The 18189-nt window shown below is 70.1% G+C and carries 20 protein-coding genes; 8 read left to right on the top strand and 12 right to left on the bottom strand.

The window, feature by feature from the left end; genetic code table 11:
- Positions 1-16 precede the first annotated feature (16 nt).
- Positions 17-727: a TerB family tellurite resistance protein gene (locus tag ACZ55A_RS04375; protein ID WP_468833053.1), complete on the top strand. Its 711-nt coding sequence runs from the start codon at positions 17-19 to the stop codon at positions 725-727.
- A gap of 92 nt (positions 728-819) precedes the next feature.
- On the opposite strand, the gene ACZ55A_RS04370 is transcribed toward ACZ55A_RS04375, so the two are convergent.
- The 7 genes from ACZ55A_RS04370 to ACZ55A_RS04340 all read right to left on the bottom strand — a co-directional run bounded on the left by ACZ55A_RS04370 (position 820) and on the right by ACZ55A_RS04340 (position 7313).
- The gene (locus ACZ55A_RS04370) at positions 820-2061 is read right to left on the bottom strand and encodes a cytochrome P450 family protein (protein ID WP_468833049.1); all 1242 of its coding nucleotides are present in this window, start codon (positions 2059-2061) and stop codon (positions 820-822) included.
- Positions 1977-3380, bottom strand: a complete 1404-nt coding sequence (locus tag ACZ55A_RS04365) for a cytochrome P450 family protein (RefSeq protein ID WP_468833045.1) — start codon at positions 3378-3380, stop codon at positions 1977-1979. Before ACZ55A_RS04365 ends, ACZ55A_RS04370 begins: the two co-directional genes overlap by 85 nt.
- The gene (locus ACZ55A_RS04360; protein WP_468833042.1) at positions 3377-4003 is read right to left on the bottom strand and encodes a GTP-binding protein; all 627 of its coding nucleotides are present in this window, start codon (positions 4001-4003) and stop codon (positions 3377-3379) included. Before ACZ55A_RS04360 ends, ACZ55A_RS04365 begins: the two co-directional genes overlap by 4 nt.
- The gene (locus ACZ55A_RS04355; RefSeq protein WP_468833039.1) at positions 3978-4340 is read right to left on the bottom strand and encodes a DUF742 domain-containing protein; all 363 of its coding nucleotides are present in this window, start codon (positions 4338-4340) and stop codon (positions 3978-3980) included. Before ACZ55A_RS04355 ends, ACZ55A_RS04360 begins: the two co-directional genes overlap by 26 nt.
- Positions 4337-4765: a roadblock/LC7 domain-containing protein gene (locus ACZ55A_RS04350; protein ID WP_468833036.1), complete on the bottom strand. Its 429-nt coding sequence runs from the start codon at positions 4763-4765 to the stop codon at positions 4337-4339. The genes ACZ55A_RS04355 and ACZ55A_RS04350 overlap by 4 nt, the downstream gene beginning before the upstream one ends.
- Positions 4762-6270, bottom strand: coding sequence for an ATP-binding protein (locus tag ACZ55A_RS04345; RefSeq protein ID WP_468833033.1), 1509 nt, complete (start codon positions 6268-6270; stop codon positions 4762-4764). The genes ACZ55A_RS04350 and ACZ55A_RS04345 overlap by 4 nt, the downstream gene beginning before the upstream one ends.
- 245 nt (positions 6271-6515) lie before the next feature.
- Complete coding sequence (locus ACZ55A_RS04340; RefSeq protein ID WP_468833030.1) at positions 6516-7313, bottom strand: Scr1 family TA system antitoxin-like transcriptional regulator; 798 nt, start codon at positions 7311-7313, stop codon at positions 6516-6518.
- Positions 7314-7440: 127 nt separating this feature from the next.
- Between ACZ55A_RS04340 and ACZ55A_RS04335 the strand changes: the two genes are divergently transcribed.
- From ACZ55A_RS04335 to ACZ55A_RS04325, 3 genes are all read left to right on the top strand, one after another.
- Positions 7441-7656: a hypothetical protein gene (locus tag ACZ55A_RS04335; protein WP_468833027.1), complete on the top strand. Its 216-nt coding sequence runs from the start codon at positions 7441-7443 to the stop codon at positions 7654-7656.
- A gap of 87 nt (positions 7657-7743) precedes the next feature.
- Positions 7744-8490, top strand: a complete 747-nt coding sequence (gene recO / locus ACZ55A_RS04330) for a DNA repair protein RecO (protein WP_030413705.1) — start codon at positions 7744-7746, stop codon at positions 8488-8490.
- A gap of 62 nt (positions 8491-8552) precedes the next feature.
- Complete coding sequence (locus ACZ55A_RS04325) at positions 8553-9371, top strand: isoprenyl transferase (protein WP_468833022.1); 819 nt, start codon at positions 8553-8555, stop codon at positions 9369-9371.
- Between the two features lie 64 nt (positions 9372-9435).
- On the opposite strand, the gene ACZ55A_RS04320 is transcribed toward ACZ55A_RS04325, so the two are convergent.
- The 4 genes from ACZ55A_RS04320 to ACZ55A_RS04305 all read right to left on the bottom strand — a co-directional run bounded on the left by ACZ55A_RS04320 (position 9436) and on the right by ACZ55A_RS04305 (position 12685).
- Positions 9436-9864 carry a Fur family transcriptional regulator gene (locus ACZ55A_RS04320; RefSeq protein WP_468833019.1) on the bottom strand — a complete coding sequence of 143 codons (429 nt, stop codon included), beginning with the start codon at positions 9862-9864 and terminating at the stop codon, positions 9436-9438.
- Between the two features lie 128 nt (positions 9865-9992).
- On the bottom strand, positions 9993-10889 hold the full coding sequence (locus ACZ55A_RS04315) for a metal ABC transporter permease (RefSeq protein ID WP_468833015.1): 897 nt from the start codon (positions 10887-10889) through the stop codon (positions 9993-9995).
- A gap of 12 nt (positions 10890-10901) precedes the next feature.
- Positions 10902-11681: a metal ABC transporter ATP-binding protein gene (locus ACZ55A_RS04310; protein WP_468833012.1), complete on the bottom strand. Its 780-nt coding sequence runs from the start codon at positions 11679-11681 to the stop codon at positions 10902-10904.
- A gap of 41 nt (positions 11682-11722) precedes the next feature.
- Positions 11723-12685 (bottom strand): metal ABC transporter substrate-binding protein, encoded by a 963-nt coding sequence (locus tag ACZ55A_RS04305; RefSeq protein WP_468833008.1) that lies wholly within the window; start codon positions 12683-12685, stop codon positions 11723-11725.
- A 209-nt stretch (positions 12686-12894) separates the two neighbouring features.
- Here ACZ55A_RS04305 and ACZ55A_RS04300 point away from each other — a divergent pair, with 209 nt between their 5' ends.
- A complete protein-coding gene (locus ACZ55A_RS04300; protein WP_468833005.1) occupies positions 12895-14277 on the top strand; it encodes a glycine--tRNA ligase in 1383 nt (460 codons plus the stop codon).
- Between the two features lie 395 nt (positions 14278-14672).
- Here the strand turns inward: ACZ55A_RS04300 and ACZ55A_RS04295 are convergent, their stop codons facing one another.
- Positions 14673-15131 (bottom strand): hypothetical protein, encoded by a 459-nt coding sequence (locus ACZ55A_RS04295; protein WP_468833001.1) that lies wholly within the window; start codon positions 15129-15131, stop codon positions 14673-14675.
- Between the two features lie 177 nt (positions 15132-15308).
- On the opposite strand from ACZ55A_RS04295, the gene ACZ55A_RS04290 reads away from it, so the two are divergent.
- The 3 genes from ACZ55A_RS04290 to ACZ55A_RS04280 all read left to right on the top strand — a co-directional run bounded on the left by ACZ55A_RS04290 (position 15309) and on the right by ACZ55A_RS04280 (position 18189).
- Positions 15309-16544, top strand: a complete 1236-nt coding sequence (locus ACZ55A_RS04290) for a sensor histidine kinase (protein ID WP_468832997.1) — start codon at positions 15309-15311, stop codon at positions 16542-16544.
- Positions 16545-16552: 8 nt separating this feature from the next.
- On the top strand, positions 16553-17191 hold the full coding sequence (locus ACZ55A_RS04285) for a response regulator (protein ID WP_468834647.1): 639 nt from the start codon (positions 16553-16555) through the stop codon (positions 17189-17191).
- A gap of 149 nt (positions 17192-17340) precedes the next feature.
- Complete coding sequence (locus tag ACZ55A_RS04280) at positions 17341-18189, top strand: D-alanyl-D-alanine carboxypeptidase family protein (RefSeq protein WP_468832992.1); 849 nt, start codon at positions 17341-17343, stop codon at positions 18187-18189.

Genomic DNA, 18189 nt, shown 5'->3' with positions numbered 1-18189 from the left:
TACGGAGGCAGACGCAATGCACAAGATGTGTGTGATGGGTGTGCGCACGTCCTGGCGTACCGTCGCCGACGGTGAGTTCTTCTGCCCGGACTGTGGCGGGGACCGCAACTACCTCCGCCGGAGCGGCACCCGCCGCCTCACCGTCCTCGGCGTCCCCCTGCTCTCCCGCGGCGTGACCGGCCCCGTCCTGGAGTGCTCCGCCTGCCACGGCCACTTCGGCCTGGACGCCCTCGACCACCCCACCACCGTCCGCTTCTCCGCGATGCTCCGGGACGCCGTCCACACCCTCACCCTCGCCCTGCTGGCCGCCGGCGGCACGTCCTCCCGCGTCGTCCGCGACACCGCCGTCCACACGGTCCGCGCGGCGGGCTTCGCCGACTGCTCCGAGGACCAGCTCCTGACCCTCCTTGCCGCGCTCGCCGCCGACACCGGCCGGCTGTCCGGCCCCTACGAGGCGCCCACCGGCGGCCACTGCGGCCACGCCGGACTCGACCCCTGTGGCACCGCGCTGGCCATAGAGCTCCATGAGTCACTGGAGCCGCTGGCGCCCCATCTCGCCCCCGCGGGCCGCGAATCGCTGCTCCTCCAGGGCGCCCGCATCGCCCTCGCCGACGGCTCCTACACCCCCGCGGAACGCGAGGTGCTGAGCACGGTCGGCAGCGCCCTGACGCTCCGCCCCGCGGACACCGAACGGCTGCTCGTGGCGGCGGCACGTACGCCGTCCTGACGGCAGCCCGGGCGCGCCCCGTACGCCACGACGCCCCGCCACCCGGAAGGCGGCGGGGCGTCGGCCCGTAGGACGGGAGCGGGCGGGAGAGTTCAGGCCCGGGCAGGCGTCAGGCGGAGCGGGAGGCTGCGCAGACCGCTGGAGATGAAGCCGCTGGTGGGCTCCAACTCCTCCGGCGCCACGCCCAGTTCGAGGTCCGGGAAGCGGCTGAAGAGCGCCGGCAGGGCGATCCTGGCCTCCATACGGGCCAGCGGGGCGCCGAGGCAGCGGTGGACCCCGTGGCCGAAGGCCAGGTGCTCCTGTGCGGCCCGCCGGATGTCGAACTCCGCGGCGGTGTCGCCGTGGAACTCCGGGTCACGTCCTGCCGCCGCGTACGCCGGGAGAATCGCCTCGCCCTTGCGGATGGTGGGCCCGCCGGGGATGTCGATGTCGTCCACGGCGAACCGCAGCGGGAGGCTGGCGATGCTGGGGGCCCAGCGCAGGGTCTCCTCGATGACGTCGTTCCAGTGCGCCTGCCCCGACCGCACCAGCTTGAGCTGGTCGGGGTGGGTGAGCAGGGCGTGGACGGCGTTGCCGATCAGGTCGACGGTGGTCTCGTGGCCGGCGCCGATGACCAGCAGCAGGGTGTCCAGCAGCTCCTGCTCGGTCATCGTCTCGCCCTCGTCGTCGTGGGCGGAGACCAGCAGGCTGGTGAGGTCGTCGTCGGGCTCCGCGCGCTTGTCGGCGACCAGACCGGACAGCAGGGCGTGCACCGCCGCCCCCGTGGCGGCCGCCTGCTCCGGGGTGGCCGTGGTGTCCATGATCGCCTCGACCAGGCGGGCCAGTTCGGCGCGCGGCTCACCCTCGGGGAAGCCGAAGAGTTCGCAGATGACCTGCATGGGCAGCGGATGGGCGAACTCCGTACGGAGATCGATGACGGAGCCCGCGGGGTGCCGGGCGAGCCGGTCCAGCAGCTCCTGAGTGATGCGCTCCACGCGCGGCAGCATCGCCTCCGTACGGCGGGCCGTGAACGCCGGGGCGATCAGCTTGCGCAGCCGCCGGTGGTCGGGTCCGTACGCGGTGAACATGTTGGTGACGCCGATCCACGACTGGAGCCAGCTGCTGCGCACCTCCTCGCGCTGCCAGGCCGGCCAGTGCTCCCGGGGGTTCTTGGAGACCCGGTCGTCGGTCAGCAGGTCCTTGAGGAGGGTGTGGCCGGTGACCGCCCAGGCCTCGAAGCCACCGGGGAGTTCGATCCGCGCCGCGGGCCCTAGCGCGCGGAGGCGGGCTGCCTCTCCGTGGATGTCGCTTCCGACCGGGTCGATGACGTAGGGCTGCGGTCCCTGTTGTGCCATGGAGTGGCTCCTGCCTGGTCGGGGGTGATGGGGGTGAAGCGCGCCGGGAGGGCGACCAGCGCCCGGTGGAAGGCGCCGTTGCGCCACTGCAACGCGGCCGGTTCGACGGCGAGTTCGATGTCGGACAGCCAGGCGGTCAGCCGCTCGATCGCGGTGGTGGCGATCAGCAGCGCATGCCGCTTCACCGGGCAGGCGTGCGGGCCGGCCGCCCACGCCAGGTGCGAGCCGCCGCCCGAGCCGGGGGCCTCCAGCGCGTCGGTGTCGAACTGGCTGTTGGCGGCCGCGTACGACACCATCACCAGCTGCCCCTTGCGTACCCAGGTGCCGTGGAAGAAGACATCACGGACCGGGAAGTGGGCGGAGTAGTTGGTCAGCGGCGGGTCCCGCCACAGCACCTCGTTGATCGCGTCGTGCGCGGTCAGTGCGCCGCCGGAGAGGGTGTTGTAGTAGCGGTCGTCGGAGAGCATCCGCGAGAGCGCATTGCCGATGAGGTTGGCGAGCGGTTCATTGCCTGCACCCATCGTGAGGATGATGTTGTGGATCAGCTCCTCGTCGTTGAGCGCGTTGGGGTGGTCCATGTACCACGAGGTCAGGTCCGGTCCCCGCGCGGCCTTCTTCGAGCCGACCAGCTCCATGATGTAGTTGGTGAACGCCTCGTTGGCGGCCGCCGCCTCCTCGGGGGAGTTGCCCTCCAGCATCCCCGCGAGGGCGGTGATCAGCCGTTCGCTGTACGAATCCGGCAGCCCGAAGAGGTTGTTGAACATCAGCAGCGGGATCAGCCGCGCATAGTCGGCGATCAGATCGACCTCGCCGTGCGCGCCGAAGCGCCGGATCAGGGTGTCCGCGGCGTGGTGGACACGGGCGCGCAGCTCATGCGGTTCGACGCGACGGAAGCTGTCGACGATGACGTCCCGGTAGCGGACGTGTGCCGGGCCGTCGCTGTAGAAGACGTTGGGCCGCCACATCAGCATCGGCATGACCGGGGTGTCCTGCGGAACGGTCGTCATCCACTCCCGGGAGTCCTTCGACCAGGTGCTGTCGTCGTGCAGCAGGTCGAGCGCCGCGCGGTAGTCGGTGACCAGCAGCGCGGTCACATCCGGCGCGATCTCCACGGGCGCCAGCGCGCCGTACTGCCGCAGATGGGCGTAGATGCGGCGCGGATCGGCGGCGAACTCCGGTCCGTAGAGCTTCACCGGAGCCGGTCCGTCGGGCCGGTTCGGCGGCTGGGACATGGCGTGCTGCTGCTGCGGCGGCGGTGCGGCGGCGTGTGCCGGGCAGCCCGGTGGCGGCGTGGCGCCCTGCTGGTGCGGGGAAGTCACGGGTTCCGGTTCTCCTCGGGGGTATGGGCCAGCACATGCCCGACGAGCGCGATCAGCGCATCGACGGACTGCTGCCGGTCGCGGGCGTCGCACAGCACCAGCGGCGTCGCGGGGTCCAGATCGAGCGCCTCGCGGAGTTTTTCGACGGAGTAATGGGGGGCGTCGGGAAAGGTGTTGACCGCCACCGCATACCGCAGCCCGGCCTCCTCGACGATGTCCATCACCTCGAAGGAGTCCGCCAGCCGGCGGGTGTCCGCGAGGACCAGGGCGCCCAGCGCACCCCTGGCGATGTCCTGCCACAGGGGGCGGAAGCGTTTCTGCCCGGGCGTGCCGAACAGATAGAGCACCAGGTCCCCGGGCAGCGTCAGCCGCCCGAAGTCGATGGCGACGGTGGTGGTGGTCTTCTCCCGTACCCCGGCGAGATCGTCGACGATCGCGCCGGTCTGGGTCATGACCTCTTCGGTGTGCAGCGGCGGGGTTTCGGACAGCGCACGGATGAGCGTCGTCTTTCCGACCCCGAACGGGCCCGCGACCAGCAGCTTGACCAGCGTCTGGTCGTCGCCGGAGAGGTACATGCCGCCGGTAGCGGTACCGGTGTCAGGACTTGAGAGAGCGGAGTCCATCGAGAACCCTCTCCAGGATGTGTCGGTCGAATTGCTCGGCTTCGGGAATGGGGGCACGGGCCAGCAGCCGCCCGGCGTCGACGAGATCGGCCACCAGCACCTTCACCACGCTGACGGGCAGGTGGAGGTGGGCGGCGACCTCGGCCAGAGACAGCGCCCCGGGCTCCAACAGCTCCAGGACGCGCTGCTCTTCCGGACGTACCTCACTGGTGATCGGCATCCCCACGCTGTGCAGCAGGGTGAGCCGGTCCAACGTGTTACGGCTGGGCTGGGCGCGTCCGCCGGTCGCCAGATAGGCCGGTACGAGGCGCCGCCCGCTGCTCTGGCGTGGGGTCATGCCGGGTTACCGAGGTCCCGGGCCGGGCTGTTCATGACCTTGTTGCCCAGGGTCGCCACCTGGATCTGCATATGGTGCGCGACGACGCCCATGTTCACCTCCGGGCCGGCGAACACGGCCAGGCAGGTGTTCTCACCGGCCGGTATCGCGAAGACGAAGCCCTCGTCGGACTCGATGACGGTCTGCCGCAGCCTGGTGTCGTCCTTCCCGGCGAACGCCGCGGTCACGGCGCGCCCCGCGCCCTGGAGCGCGGACATCATCGCGGCGACCCCCTCGGCGGAGTCCCGGGTCAGGCCCGGTGAGGCGCCCTCGATGAATCCGTCGCCGGAGATCACGGCTGCGTGGATAACATGCGGCAACTCCAAAAGGGGCGCCAGAACCCAGGACTTGTCCTCGGCGACGCGGCGGCGGGTGGGGCTGTTCATGACTGGGCGTTCCCTTCGGGACTGCGAGGGGGTTCTGACTGAGCGGCTGCCCGTCCGGATTCGGTGCCGCGCTGGAGCGCTGCCCAGCGGGACCCGGTCTCCTCCGGGGAGCGCGGGGGAAGCGGTGCGGAGCGCTGGGCGCTCTCGTCGAGTTCGGACACCGGCTTACGGCGGCGCCGGCGCGGGAGTTCACCCTCGGCCGGGGCGGCGGCCGGCGCGGCGGACGGCGCCGCGGCGTCGAGCGGGGCGGGGGCCTCCGGGTGCGGCCCGGGGGCCGCAGAGGCGGCGGGCGCGGGGGCGGCGGCAGCCGGGGACCCAGCCGCCGGGGACGCAGCCGGCGAAGCGGATGCACTCCCCGTCGCCCCGGTCGGGAGCGCAGAGGTGGAACGTTCCGGCAGCCCGGAACGGTGCGGCAGCGGCGCCATCACGGACATCGGCTGGGCGCTCTCGTCGAGGAGGGTGAGCAGGGGGTCCCCGGGGATGTAGACCACCGCGCGCACACCGCCGTACGGAGAGGACTCGACATGCACCCCGAAGCCGTACTGGCGCACCAGCTGACCGGCCGCCGCGAAGCCGGACCGCGGCGGGTCACCGAGCTGGGTCAGCAGCAGATCGCCCTCGCCCGACAGCAGCTCCATGGCCGCCTTGATCTCGTCGTTGTGCATCCCGACGCCGTAGTCGTCGATGATGACCGAGGCGCCGCGGTTGCCCTGCTGGAGGGTGACGGTGACCGGCAGTTCACGGTGCGAGTGGTGCAGCGCGTTCGCCAGCAGTTCGGTGACCGTGATCGCGATCGGCTCGACGGCCCGCGCGACCACCGCGACCGGGTCCCGCAGCTGGTTGCTGACCTGGATGCGCTCGTAGCCGCGCAGCCGCGAGGTGGCTCCCACGACCAGCTCCGCCAGGTACGAGTCCTCCCGGGTCAGCCCGGGCCAGGCACCGCACACCACGGCCGTGGCCTGGATGCGCCGCAGCGCCTGCTCGTTGAGGAAGTCGGCGTTCAGCAGGTCCTGGGCGACGTTCGGGTCGTCGTAGCGGTGCTGCATCTCCTGTAGCGCGGTCTGGAGGCGGTAGAGCAGCGCCTGGATGGTCTGCGTCGCACCCCGCAGGGTGGACTGCGCCGCCGCGTCGACCCGGGTCCGCTCCTTGGTGATCGCCTCGCCGACCTGCTCCAGTACGGCGCCCAGCGCCTGGTCGGTCTCCGACCCGGCGAACCGCGCGTCCAGCAGGCCGCGTACCGGCACATGCGGGTGGGCCAGCGCGGTCGTCAGATCGGGGAGCCGGGTCCCGGCCAGATGCCGGATCTCGGCCTCGGTGGCGCGCAGCCGGGCCGACAGCTCCGTATTGCTGTGGAGCGTGGCACTGTTCTGTTCCTCAGCGGCGGTCAGGCGTGCTCTCAGGGCCTTGCGCTGACCGCTCGCCCGGACCGAGAGCGCCGCCAGGATCACGGCGGCGGCCGTACCTGCACTGAGGCACCACAACAGCGCCTCCGGTATGGATGTCATCGGGATCCTCAATTGGGGTACTGACGGGGTCGGCGGCGCCTTACGGCTTCGTACGTGCTGCCGATCATCTGGGGATGCTACCGGGGAGTTGACGTGCCGTGAGTGACAGATCGCAAGGAGCGACTGAGAAGTGCGGAAGGTCGCCTTCCCCCCGCGATGCCCGGACCATAACGTGATGTGGCCCCGTCATCCAGGTGAGATGACGGGGCCGTGTGTGCCTGTTGTGGGCGCTTGGTGAAGCTCGGTCAGGCGGCCTCGAAACGCGCGTTCTTGACGGCGTCGACGAAGGCGGACCAAGCGGGCGCCTGAATCACCAGGGCCGGGCGCTGGGGTGCCTTGCTGTCGCGGACGGGGACGACGCCGGGGTGGCCTGTATAGGCGGTTGGCGGCGCGTCGTCGAACTCCATGAGCTTCAGCATCTTGCCCATGGATGGGTAGGGGCCTGCGGCGAACGGAAGGATCTGCACGAGGAGCTTGCGTTCCCGCGCGAGCTGCATGATGTGCTCCAATTGTTCGGCCATGACGGCTGAGCCGCCCACCGGCACCCGCAGTACGGCCTCGTGCAGCACTACCCAGTACGTAGGCCTTGTGGCCTCCTTGAGGATGACCGCCCGTTCCAGACGAGAGCGGACTCCCTCCTCGATGCGCTCGTGCGCTGCGAACGGATCGCCCGCGTGCATGAGCGCCCAGGTGTATGCCGCAGTCTGAAGCAGCCCGGGCACGATCATCGGTGCGAACTCACAGATCTTCGTCGCCAGCCGCTCCAGCTCCGCCGCTGCCGCGAAGTAATCCGCGTACCGCTTGTCGTCGATCAGCTTGCGCCACGTGCGCTCGAAAAAGCCGTCGGTTTGTAAAACCTCGTCGATCCGGATCGCCACATCCAGCTGCGGCTTACGGATCGCCTGCTCGAACTGGCCGATGTAGCCACCGGAGACGAATACCAGCCGCCCCAGTGCCTCCTGGGTCAGGCCGGCGACTTCCCTCCGGCGCTTGAGTTCCGCACCCCAGTACTCCCAGGCTGCCTGCCGCGAGGCATTGGCCATGACATAACTCCCTTGTGCTGCCCGGCAGTTGTAGTGCCGATGCACTGCCGATCTGCTTGCCCAGCGTAGTTCCGCAGCGTCACGCTCTGCTTGCAATCAGTGAAACCCCTCACGGAAGGTGCGGACGATGATGCAGCAGTTCCAGGAAGTGGAGACCGTGACGACGGAATTGCGGGAGGCGCTCGCCCGCGCGGGCGTCGTACTGCCCTCCCTCCGGCCCGACCCCGTATCGATCGCGCACCGGTACACGCCGCCGCTCGTCGAACTGGGGCGGTGCTCGATGGAGGTCGCCCGGCAGCTGATCGACGCGCTGGCCGAGCCCTCCCGGGGGGAGCGGCCCTGAGGTCGGCCGGGGGACCCGCGCCGGGGCCCGTGCGCGGGTCCGGGCCGGGGGAACGGCGCCCCGCCGCGATGGGCGAGAATGGGCACCATGAGTCTGTTCCGCGACGACGGCATCGTGCTGCGCACCCAGAAGCTGGGTGAGGCGGACCGGATCATCACGCTGCTCACCCGCGGGCACGGGCGGGTGCGCGCGGTGGCGCGCGGGGTGCGGCGGACGAAGTCGAAGTTCGGGGCGCGGCTGGAGCCGTTCTCGCACGTGGATGTGCAGTTCTACGCGCGCGGTAGTGAGCTGGTCGGGCGGGGGCTGCCGCTGTGTACGCAGAGCGAGACGATCGCCGCGTACGGTGGCGGGATCGTCACCGACTACGCCCGCTACACGGCCGGCACGGCCATGCTGGAGACCGCCGAGCGGTTCACCGACCACGAGGGCGAGCCCGCGGTGCAGCAGTATCTGCTGCTGGTGGGTGGGCTGCGGACGCTGGCGCGCGGGGAGCACGCCCCGCATCTCGTCCTCGACGCGTTCCTGCTGCGCTCGCTCGCCGTCAACGGCTACGCGCCGAGCTTCGACAGCTGTGCGCGGTGCGGGCTGCCCGGCCCGAACCGGTTCTTCTCGGTCGCCTCGGGCGGCGTGATATGCGGCGACTGCCGGGTGCCCGGGAGCGTCGTACCCTCGTCCGAGGCCATCGGGCTCCTCAGTGCGCTGCTGACCGGCGACTGGGAGACCGCGGACGCCTGCGAGGCCCGTCATGCCCGGGAGGGCAGCGGGCTGGTCACGGCGTATCTCCACTGGCACCTGGAGCGGGGCCTGCGCTCCCTCCGGTACGTGGAGCAGTAGGCAAGCACGACCCCAACGACCCCAAGAGACCGACCCCAAGACACATAGGAGAAGTGGGCCGCATGGCACGACGCGGGATTCTGGGCCGTAATCGACGCGAGTACGTTACGCCCGAGCCGCACCCCTCTGGTGCACGGCCGCCGAAGATCCCCGGTGAGCTGGTCCCCAATCATGTGGCCGTGGTCATGGACGGCAACGGCCGGTGGGCGAAGGAGCGCGGGCTGCCGCGTACCGAGGGGCACAAGGTCGGCGAGGGCGTCGTGCTGGACGTCCTCAAGGGCTGCATCGAAATGGGTGTGAAGAACCTTTCGCTCTACGCCTTCTCGACGGAGAACTGGAAGCGGTCGCCCGACGAGGTCAAGTTCCTGATGAACTTCAACCGGGATGTGATCCGGCGGCGCCGTGACGAGATGGATGCGCTGGGTATCCGCATCCGCTGGGTCGGGCGGATGCCGAAGCTGTGGAAGTCCGTGGTGCAGGAGCTCCAGATCGCCCAGGAGCAGACCAAGAACAATGACGCAATGACGCTGTATTTTTGCGTGAATTACGGCGGTCGTGCGGAGATCGCGGACGCGGCGGCGGCGATTGCCGCGGATGTACGGGCCGGAAAGCTCGACCCGTCGAAGGTCAATGAGAAGACCGTCGCGAAGTACATGTACTACCCGGACATGCCGGATGTGGATCTCTTCGTCCGCCCGTCCGGTGAGCAGCGGACCTCGAACTACCTGATCTGGCAGAGCGCGTACGCCGAGATGGTGTTCCAGGACATTCTGTGGCCGGACTTCGACCGGCGGAATCTGTGGGACGCGTGCCTGGAGTACGCGAAGCGGGACCGCCGGTTCGGTGCCGCGCCGGACGTGGACGGGCAGTCGGCCACGTAGGACGCGAGGCATGACACGGGCCCGCCTCCCCGGGGAGGCGGGCCCGTGTGCGCTGGTCGTGGGGTTATGTGCCCTCGGCGGCCTGTGCCGCGCAGTCGCCGCAGGTCCCGAAGATTTCGATGGTGTGCGCCACGTCCTGGAAGCCGTGCTCGGTGGCGATCTGGTCGGCCCACTTCTCCACCGCGGGGCCCTCGACCTCCACGGCCTTGCCGCAGGCCCGGCACACCAGGTGGTGGTGATGGTCGTCGGTGCTGCACCGGCGGTAGACCGCCTCGCCGTCGCTGGTGCGCAGCACATCGACCTCGCCGGCGTCGGCGAGCGATTGCAGCGTGCGGTAGACGGTGGTCAGCCCGACCGAGTCGCCGCGGTGCTTGAGCATGTCGTGCAGCTCCTGCGCACTACGGAACTCGTCCACCTCGTCGAGTGCGGCGGACACCGCGGTCCGCTGCCGCGTCGACCGGCCGCGTACCGGAGATCCCGCGCTCGTCGCCACCGTTGCCTCCCTAAGACGTCAGGATGTCCCCCTGCGCATGCGTCCCGCCATTGTGCCAGGAAACGACCGGTTGCCTGGTGGGGCGCTTTCGCTCGCCACACGTGCGCACGTCACGCTCTCCGTGCCCGCTAGCCGCGCACGCTGACATCGTCCGCGGTGCGGCCGGCGGGTACCTCCAGGGTGCACCCCTCCCCGGCCTGTGCGGCAGCCCTGGCGCGCTTTTTCGCGAGGGGCGCGGCGAGCGCGGTGAAGATCACGAACAGCCCGATGGCGAAGAGCACAATCGTCGCACCGGACGGGACGTCCACGTAGTACGACGTGGCGGTGCCCGTAAGGGTGACGGCGACGCCGATGGCGACGGCCACCGTGAAGGTGACCGCGAAGCTGCGGCTGATCTGCTGGGCCGCCGCGACCGGGATCACCATCAGGGCGCTGACCAGCAGCAGGCCGACGACGCGCATGGCGACGGTGACGGTGACCGCGGCGGTGACCGCGATCAGCAGGTTGAGCAGCCGGACCGGCAGGCCGGTCACCCGGGCGAACTCCTCGTCCTGGCAGACCGCGAAGAGCTGGCGGCGCAGCCCGACCGTGATCACCAGCACCAGCGCGGCGAGCACATAGATCGTCGTCATGTCCTGCGGCGAGACGGTGGTGATCGAGCCGAAGAGGTAGGTGCCGAGGTTGGCGTTGGAGCCGGCCTCGGAGAGGTTCATCAGCATCACGCCGCCGGCCATACCGCCGTAGAACAGCATGGCCAGCGCGAGATCGCCGCGGGTCTTGCCGTACCAGCGGATCAGCTCCATGACGACGGAGCCGAGGACGGCGACGGCGGTGGCGATCCACACCGGGCTCTGGTTGAGCAGGAAGCCGAGGCCGACGCCGGTGAGGGCGACATGGCCGATGCCGTCGCCCATCAGGGCCTGGCGGCGCTGGACGAGGTAGATGCCGATGGCGGGCGCGGTGATGCCGACGATCAGCGCGGCGATCAGCGCCCGCTGCATGAAGGCGTAGTTGAGGATTTCCATGAGGTGCGGCCCCTAGCTCAGCAGGCCGGTGCGGAGCGGTTCCGCGGCGGCGTCGGCGTGCGGGTGGACGTGGTCGTGGCCGGGCAGGGCGTGCTGGCCCACGGCCTCGGGCGGCGGACCGTCGTGGACGACGCAGCCGTCGCGCAGCACCACCGCCCGGTCGATCAGCGGCTCCAGCGGGCCCAGTTCGTGCAGCACGAGCAGGACGGTCGTGCCCCGGGCGACCTGCTCGCGCAGGGCGGCGGCCAGCACCTCCTGGCTGGCCAGGTCGACGCCGGCCATCGGCTCGTCCATGATCAGCAGTTCCGGTTCGCCGGCCAGCGCGCGGGCGATCAGCACCCGCTGGTGCTGCCCGCCGGAGAGCGCATTGACGGAGTCCCTGGCCCGGTCGGCCATGCCGACGAGTTCCAGCGCCCGGTGGACGGCGGCGCGGTCGGCCTTGCGCAGGATGCCCAGCTTCGTACGGGCCAGCCGGCCGGCCGTGACGACCTCCCGGACGGTGGCGGGGACCCCGCCGGCCGCGGTGGTGCGCTGCGGGACGTAGCCGATCCGGGCCCAGCCCTTGAAGCGGCGGAACTCCGTACCGAAGAGGGACAGCGCGCCGCCGGTGAGCGGGACCTGGCCGATCACCGAGCGTACGGCCGTGGACTTGCCGGAGCCGTTGGCGCCCAGCAGGGCGACCACCTCGCCGCTGCGCACGGTGAGGTCGACGCCGCGCAGCACGGGGCGGGCGCCCAGCGAGGCGGTGGCGCCGCGCAGGTCTATGACCGACTCGGGGAGCGGCTGGTTCATGGTGACCTCCGTGACGTGCCGGGGTGCGGGACCGGACTGGCTCATTTACTGCCGAGCGCCTTCTTGAGGGCGGCGAGGTTGGCGCGCTGCACGCCGAAGTAGTCCTTGCCGCGGGACGTGCCGGTGATCCCCTCGATCGGGTCGAGCACATCGGTCTTCAGGTGCAGATCGCCGGCCAGGGTCCTGGCGGTGGCCGGGTTGGCGATCGTCTCGAAGAAGACCGTGGAGACGTGGTGGTCCTTGGCGAGGGTGTGCAGTTCCTGGATGCGGTGGGCGCTGGGCTCGGACTCGGGGTCGAGGCCGCTGATGGCCTCTTCGGTCAGGCCGTAGCGCTCGGCGAGGTAGCCGAAGGCGGCGTGGGTGGTGAGGAAGGTGTCCGACGACCGCTTCTTCAGCCCGTCCCGGAACTCCTTGTCCAGCCCGTTCAGCTTCTTCACCAGCGCGTCGGTGTTCTTCTGGAAGTCGGCCTTGTGGTCCGGGTCGGCCTTGGCGAGGGTCTTGTTGACGCCCTTGGCGACCTCGGCGTACTTCACCGGGTCGAGCCAGATGTGCGGGTCCTTGCCGCCCTCGGCCTCCGAGTGGGAGTGGTTGTCGCCGGTGGTGTGGTGGTGGCCGTCGACCTCGGTGCCGTGCCCCTCAAGGGAGGTCAGCGCGGCGGCGTCGGCGACGTTCTTGACGCCGGACTGCTTGATCGCGTCGTCCACGGCGGGCTGAAGGCCCTTGAGGTAGACGACCGCGCCGGACTCGCCGAGCTGGGCGGTCTGCTTCGGGGTCAGCTCAAGATCGTGCGGCTCGACGCCGGGCTTGGTGAGGCCGGTCACCTCGACGTGCTTCCCGCCGATCTGCCCGGCGAGGAATTCCATGGGGTAGAAGGACGCTGTCACCTTCAGCTTGCCGTCGTCCGTGCGGCCGCTGCTGGTGGGGGAGCAGGCGGAGAGCGCCAGGAGGCCGAGGGTGGCGGCCCCGGCGACGGCCGCGGTGGATATGTGACGGCGTATGTTCATGACACTCATTTTCAACAAACGTGGAAACGATTGTCAATAAAGCTGCGGGGCGGTGTGAGCGGGCCGACAGTGGCCGGACCGATTTGGTCCGGGGGGTGCGGCCGCCGGTACCCTGAACTATTCGCCCACCCGCCTGCCGACCAGCACCCCCCATCGAGGCGCTAGGGCGCCGCCCATCCATCGTTCGTCGTCGTAATGAAGAGAGCACCGTGGCCGCCGACAAGATCGATACCATCGTCAGCCTGAGCAAGCGCCGTGGCTTCGTATACCCGTGCAGTGAGATCTACGGCGGCTCCCGGGCTGCCTGGGACTACGGTCCGCTGGGCGTCGAGCTCAAGGAGAACATCAAGCGTCAGTGGTGGCGCGCCATGGTCACCTCGCGCGACGACGTCGTCGGTCTCGACTCGTCGGTGATCCTGGCCCCCGAGGTGTGGCAGGCGTCCGGCCACGTCGCCACCTTCACCGACCCGCTCACCGAGTGCACCTCCTGCCACAAGCGCTTCCGCGCGGACCACCTGGAGGAGGCGTACGAGGCCAAGCACGGCAAGCTCCCCGAGAACGGCCTCGCCGACATCAACTGCCCGCACTGCGGCAACAAGGGCGGCTTCACCGAGCCCAAGCAGTTCTCCGGTCTGCTCTCCACCCACCTCGGCCCGTCCCAGGACACCGCCTCGGTCGCCTACCTGCGCCCCGAGACCGCACAGGGCATCTTCACCAACTTCGCCCAGGTCCAGCAGACCTCCCGCAAGAAGCCGCCGTTCGGCATCGCGCAGATGGGCAAGTCCTTCCGGAACGAGATCACTCCGGGCAACTTCATCTTCCGCACCCGTGAGTTCGAGCAGATGGAGATGGAGTTCTTCGTCAAGCCGGGCGAGGACGAGAAGTGGCACGAGTACTGGATGGAGCAGCGCTGGAACTGGTACCGCGACCTCGGTATCCGCGAGGAGAACATCCGCTGGTACGAGCACCCCGCGGAGAAGCTCTCGCACTACTCCAAGCGCACCGCTGACATCGAGTACCGCTTCAACTTCGGCGGCACCGAGTTCTCCGAGCTGGAGGGCGTGGCCAACCGCACCGACTACGACCTGGCTGCGCACTCCAAGGCGTCCGGCCAGGACCTCTCCTACTTCGACCAGGAGGCCGGCGAGCGCTGGACTCCGTACGTCATCGAGCCGGCGGCCGGTGTGAACCGCGCGATGCTCGCCTTCATGCTCGACGCCTACGTCGAGGACGAGGCGCCCAACGCCAAGGGCAAGATGGAGAAGCGCACGGTCATGCAGCTCGACCCGCGCCTGGCGCCGGTCAAGGTCGCGGTGCTGCCGCTCTCCCGCAACCCGCAGCTCTCCCCGAAGGCCAAGGGCCTCGCGGCCGACCTGCGCAAGAACTGGAACATCGAGTTCGACGACGCCGGCGCCATCGGCCGCCGCTACCGCCGTCAGGACGAGATCGGCACCCCGTTCTGCGTCACCGTCGACTTCGACACCCTCGACGACAATGCGGTCACCGTGCGCGAGCGCGACACGATGAAGCAGGAGCGGGTGTCCCTGGACCAGATCCAGGCGTACCTGGGCGGCCGCCTCCTGGGCTGCTGACGCGGCACCGCCGCACAGCTTGCTGACGCAGCACCGCCTCAGGGCCTGCTGACGCAGCACAACCGGACAGCACTGGTGCCGGGCTCCCCCGAGGGGCCCGGCATCACTGCTGTCGGGGTGGGGGAGGGGTGGGGGCGGGGGCGGCTTGGACCGCCGGAGTGCTGGTTTGGGTGCGTCGCGTTGTGGCTCGTCGGAGTGCTGGTTGGGCGCGCCGTGTTGTGGCCCGTTGAGTGCGGGTTTGGGCCGCGTTGGGTTGTGGCCCGTCGAGTGCGGGTTTGGGGCCCGCCAGGTTGTGGCCCGCCGGGTTGTGGCCCGCCGGAATACCCGCTCCGGCGCGCCGTGTTGTGGCCCCGAGGGGGCGCCGGTGTCCCCTACGGGTTCTGTTCGGCCGTACCCTAGGGCGCCGTTGCCCGCCCCGCGCGTACGGCGAGCGTTGCGCACAGGGCCGCCAGGGGGAGCTCGGCCGCCACGGCCATGGCTACGGCGGTGGCGAACTCCGCGCCGGGGGCGGCGGTGGCGAGGTCGATACAGGCGTCGGCGAGCAGGAGGACCGCGGCGGCGGACGCGGGGGCGCGGTGGCGGGGGTCGGCGCGCAGCAGACGGGTGCCGGCGGCGAGGAGGGCGGCGGCCTCCAGTGCGTCGAGGGTGATCCAGGCGGCGGCCTCGGCCGGGGGCAGGGTGCCGGCGAGGTAGCCGAGCCAGGGGAGCAGGGCGAGCCCGGCGCCGGTGAGGAGAAGGCCCTGCCGGCGGCGGGCCGTGCTCAGCACAAGCGTGCCGCGTCCCCCGCGGGAGGCCCGGCTCGCTTTTGCGTAACTGCCGTGGCTGCCAGGGGAGTTGAAGGCAATGAGGGCCATGGATGGGGTCTCTTCCGGTGTCCGTGAACCCGGCCGTCGGGCTCATGATCAAGAATCCGGATTCCGCCCTCCGCGGTCAGTAACGCCGCTGTCCGACCTGGGGTGGCACCAGCTACACCCCCGTTGCGGACCCTGCCGTGATGGTCGTCGCTGACCTGGGGCTTTACCGTCTTCCCCATGAGAATCCTCGCCGTGCCGAAGCACCTGCTGGTCCAGGTACGACAGCAGACCGCCTTCCTCACCACCGGCGTGCTGCTGCACGGCGCCGCCTTCCTGCTGTGGGTCTGGTTCAGCCTGACGCTCGTCTACGCACGCAGCGCCGCACTCGTTCCGCTGACCCTCGCCGCGGCGGGCGCGATGCCGATGACCTGGCTCCAGCGGCGGAGGTTCGCGGCGTTCGCGGACACCGAGATAGCCATGACACCGCCCGTGCAGGGGCGGCACGAGTTCCAGCGGGCCTGGCGCCGACTGTGCAGCGCGCAGTACTGGCGGCAGCTGGGCTACCACCAGCTGGCCGGTCCGGCGGCGTTGGGCGTCCTGGAGGCCACGGTGCTCGTGCTGTGGGTGGGGAGCGTCGCGGGTATCACCTTCTACGCCTGGTACTGGGTGCTGCCGCGATACTGGGCGTTCTCCCAGTGGGCCGATGTCGACGGCTGGATCCTCGCCGTGCCCGGGCTCATGCTGGTCCCGTTCCTGCCCCGGCTCACCCGCGCGCTGATACGGCTGGAGTCGCTGATCGCCCAGCGCCTGCTGGGCCCCAGCCGGGCCGAGGAACTGGCGCGCCGGGTCGAGGACCTGGCCGGCCGGCGGGCCGAGACGATCGCCGCCGCGGACGCCGAACGCCGCCGTATCGAGCGCGATCTGCACGACGGTGCCCAACAGCGGCTGGTCTCGCTGGCGGTCAACCTGGGCCTGGCCCGGGCAACCCTCACCGCGCTGCCGCCCGAGGCCCGTACGGTCATCGACGAGGCGCACCGCGAGGCCAAGGAGGCCCTGGAAGAGCTCAACCAGCTGGTGCGGGGCCTGCATCCGCACGTACTGGACGACCGGGGGCTGGATGCCGCGCTGTCCGGCATCGCGGCCCGTGCCCCGATTCCGGTACGGGTCACCGTCGACGTGGCCGAGCGGGCCGCGCCCGCGGTGGAGGCGGTGGCCTACTTCGTGGTCTCCGAGGCGCTGGCCAACGTCACCAAGCACGCAGGCGCCGGCCGTGCGGAGGTGGTCGCCGAACGGACCGGTGACACGCTGCGGGTGCGGGTGACCGATGATGGCAAGGGCGGGGCCGACCCGTCCGGGGGGACCGGTCTGACCGGGCTCGCACAGCGCGTGGCCTCGGTGGACGGCACGCTCTCGCTCAGCAGCCCTCCAGGGGGCCCGACCGTCATCACCGTGGAGTTGCCGTGCATGCCGTGAAGCGCGCTGTGATCGCCGAGGATTCCGTCCTGCTCAGGATCGGGGTGGTCAAGGTCCTGGAGGTGGCCGGGTTCGAGGTGGTGGCCGAAGTGGGCGACGCCGAGGACCTGTTGCGGGCGGTCGAGGAGCACCGCCCGGACATCGCGGTGGTCGATGTCCGGATGCCGCCCGGCTTCACCGACGAAGGGGTGCGGGCCGCGCTGGTGATCCGGCGGCAGTGGCCGGACACCGCCGTACTGATGCTGTCCCAGTACGTGGAGGAGCGCTACGCCGCCGAGCTGCTGTCCGCCAACACCAGCGGCATCGGCTATCTGCTCAAGCAACGGGTCGCGGATGTCGAGGAGTTCATCGAGGCGCTGCGCAGGGTGGCGGCCGGCGGCACCGCGCTGGACCCGCAGGTCGTCGCCCAGCTGCTGGTGCGGCGGGCGAGCGATCCGCTGGAGCGGCTGACGGCCCGTGAGCGGGAGGTCCTGGCCCTGATGGCCGAGGGGCGCTCCAATGCGGGGATCGCCGCCCAGCTCGTGGTGAGCGAGAGCGCGGTCGCCAAACACATCAACAACATCCTCGCCAAACTGGACCTGCCGAAGGCGAACGCCGACCACCGCCGGGTGCTCGCGGTACTGCACTTCCTGGGCGTCGGAAACTGACCCCTGCCCGGGCGCATCCATCGGCCTCTCCCACGCGTCTCATGAACGAGCGGGTCTCTCATCCGCTCCGCGCCGTACTGCAGCGGTATTTGGAGTAGTCAATTTTGAAAACCAGCATCAAGGGCATTCGTCGCGTCTCTGCGGTTGTCATGACCGCTGGAGCCGTCCTGGCAGCCGGGGCGTTCGCCGCCCCCGCGCAGGCCGCCTCGCTCCCGACGCCCACGATCACCGCCAAGGGCGGTTTCGTGATGAACAACGGCACGGGCAAGTCCCTGTTCACCAAGGCCGCGGACACCCGTCGTTCCACCGGTTCCACCACCAAGATCATGACGGCCCGGGTGGTCCTCGGGCAGCCGAATCTGAACCTGGATTCCAAGGTCACGGTCCAGAAGGCCTACAGCGACTACATCGTCGACAACAACTATGCCTCGTCGGCCCGGTTGATCGTCGGCGACAAGGTCAGCGTCCGGCAGCTGCTCTACGGGCTGATGCTGCCGTCCGGCTGTGACGCCGCGTACGCGCTGGCCGACAAGTTCGGCACCGGGTCCACCCGGGAGGCCCGGGTGAAGTCGTTCATCGGCAAGATGAACGCCACCGCCAAGAGCCTCGGCCTGACGAACACGCACTTCGACTCGTTCGACGGCATCGGGCACGGCGCCAACTACTCGACGCCGCGCGACCTGACCAAGCTCGCGAGCAACGCGATGAAGTACTCCACGTTCCGTACGGTCGTGGGGACGAAGGCGACCAAGCAGAAGGTCACGACGAAGAGCGGCGGCTACCGCTACATGTCGTGGGAGAACACCAACAACCTGCTCGGCAGCTACGCGGGCACCATCGGTGTGAAGACCGGTTCCGGCCCGGAGGCCAAGTACTGCCTGGTCTTCGCCGCCACCCGGAACGGCAAGACCGTCATCGGCACGGTCCTCGCCTCCTCCTCGGTCAATGACCGCACGGCGGACGCCAAGAAGCTGCTGGACTACGGCTTCAAGAAGTAG

The sequence above is a fragment of the Streptomyces sp. NPDC034111 genome (assembly GCF_055575375.1).
The sequence above is the reverse complement of the archived record's forward strand: the minus strand, read 5'-3'. Positions and strand labels throughout refer to the sequence as shown.

Bases quoted from the DNA above. Each gene is read 5' to 3' on its own strand.
- ACZ55A_RS04350 (WP_468833036.1), bottom strand. From the start codon at position 4,765: ATGAACAGCCCCACCCGCCGCCGCGTCGCCGAGGACAAGTCCTGGGTT.
- ACZ55A_RS04325 (WP_468833022.1), top strand. From the start codon at position 8,553: ATGGCACGACGCGGGATTCTGGGCCGTAATCGACGCGAGTACGTTACG.
- ACZ55A_RS04340 (WP_468833030.1), bottom strand. From the start codon at position 7,313: ATGGCCAATGCCTCGCGGCAGGCAGCCTGGGAGTACTGGGGTGCGGAA.
- ACZ55A_RS04280 (WP_468832992.1), top strand. From the start codon at position 17,341: ATGACCGCTGGAGCCGTCCTGGCAGCCGGGGCGTTCGCCGCCCCCGCG.
- ACZ55A_RS04375 (WP_468833053.1), top strand. From the start codon at position 17: ATGCACAAGATGTGTGTGATGGGTGTGCGCACGTCCTGGCGTACCGTC.
- ACZ55A_RS04290 (WP_468832997.1), top strand. From the start codon at position 15,309: ATGAGAATCCTCGCCGTGCCGAAGCACCTGCTGGTCCAGGTACGACAG.
- ACZ55A_RS04370 (WP_468833049.1), bottom strand. From the start codon at position 2,061: ATGGCACAACAGGGACCGCAGCCCTACGTCATCGACCCGGTCGGAAGC.
- ACZ55A_RS04315 (WP_468833015.1), bottom strand. From the start codon at position 10,889: ATGGAAATCCTCAACTACGCCTTCATGCAGCGGGCGCTGATCGCCGCG.
- ACZ55A_RS04335 (WP_468833027.1), top strand. From the start codon at position 7,441: ATGATGCAGCAGTTCCAGGAAGTGGAGACCGTGACGACGGAATTGCGG.
- ACZ55A_RS04305 (WP_468833008.1), bottom strand. From the start codon at position 12,685: ATGAACATACGCCGTCACATATCCACCGCGGCCGTCGCCGGGGCCGCC.
- ACZ55A_RS04345 (WP_468833033.1), bottom strand. From the start codon at position 6,270: ATGACATCCATACCGGAGGCGCTGTTGTGGTGCCTCAGTGCAGGTACG.
- ACZ55A_RS04355 (WP_468833039.1), bottom strand. From the start codon at position 4,340: ATGACCCCACGCCAGAGCAGCGGGCGGCGCCTCGTACCGGCCTATCTG.
- ACZ55A_RS04310 (WP_468833012.1), bottom strand. From the start codon at position 11,681: ATGAACCAGCCGCTCCCCGAGTCGGTCATAGACCTGCGCGGCGCCACC.
- recO (WP_030413705.1), top strand. From the start codon at position 7,744: ATGAGTCTGTTCCGCGACGACGGCATCGTGCTGCGCACCCAGAAGCTG.
- ACZ55A_RS04360 (WP_468833042.1), bottom strand. From the start codon at position 4,003: ATGGACTCCGCTCTCTCAAGTCCTGACACCGGTACCGCTACCGGCGGC.
- ACZ55A_RS04295 (WP_468833001.1), bottom strand. From the start codon at position 15,131: ATGGCCCTCATTGCCTTCAACTCCCCTGGCAGCCACGGCAGTTACGCA.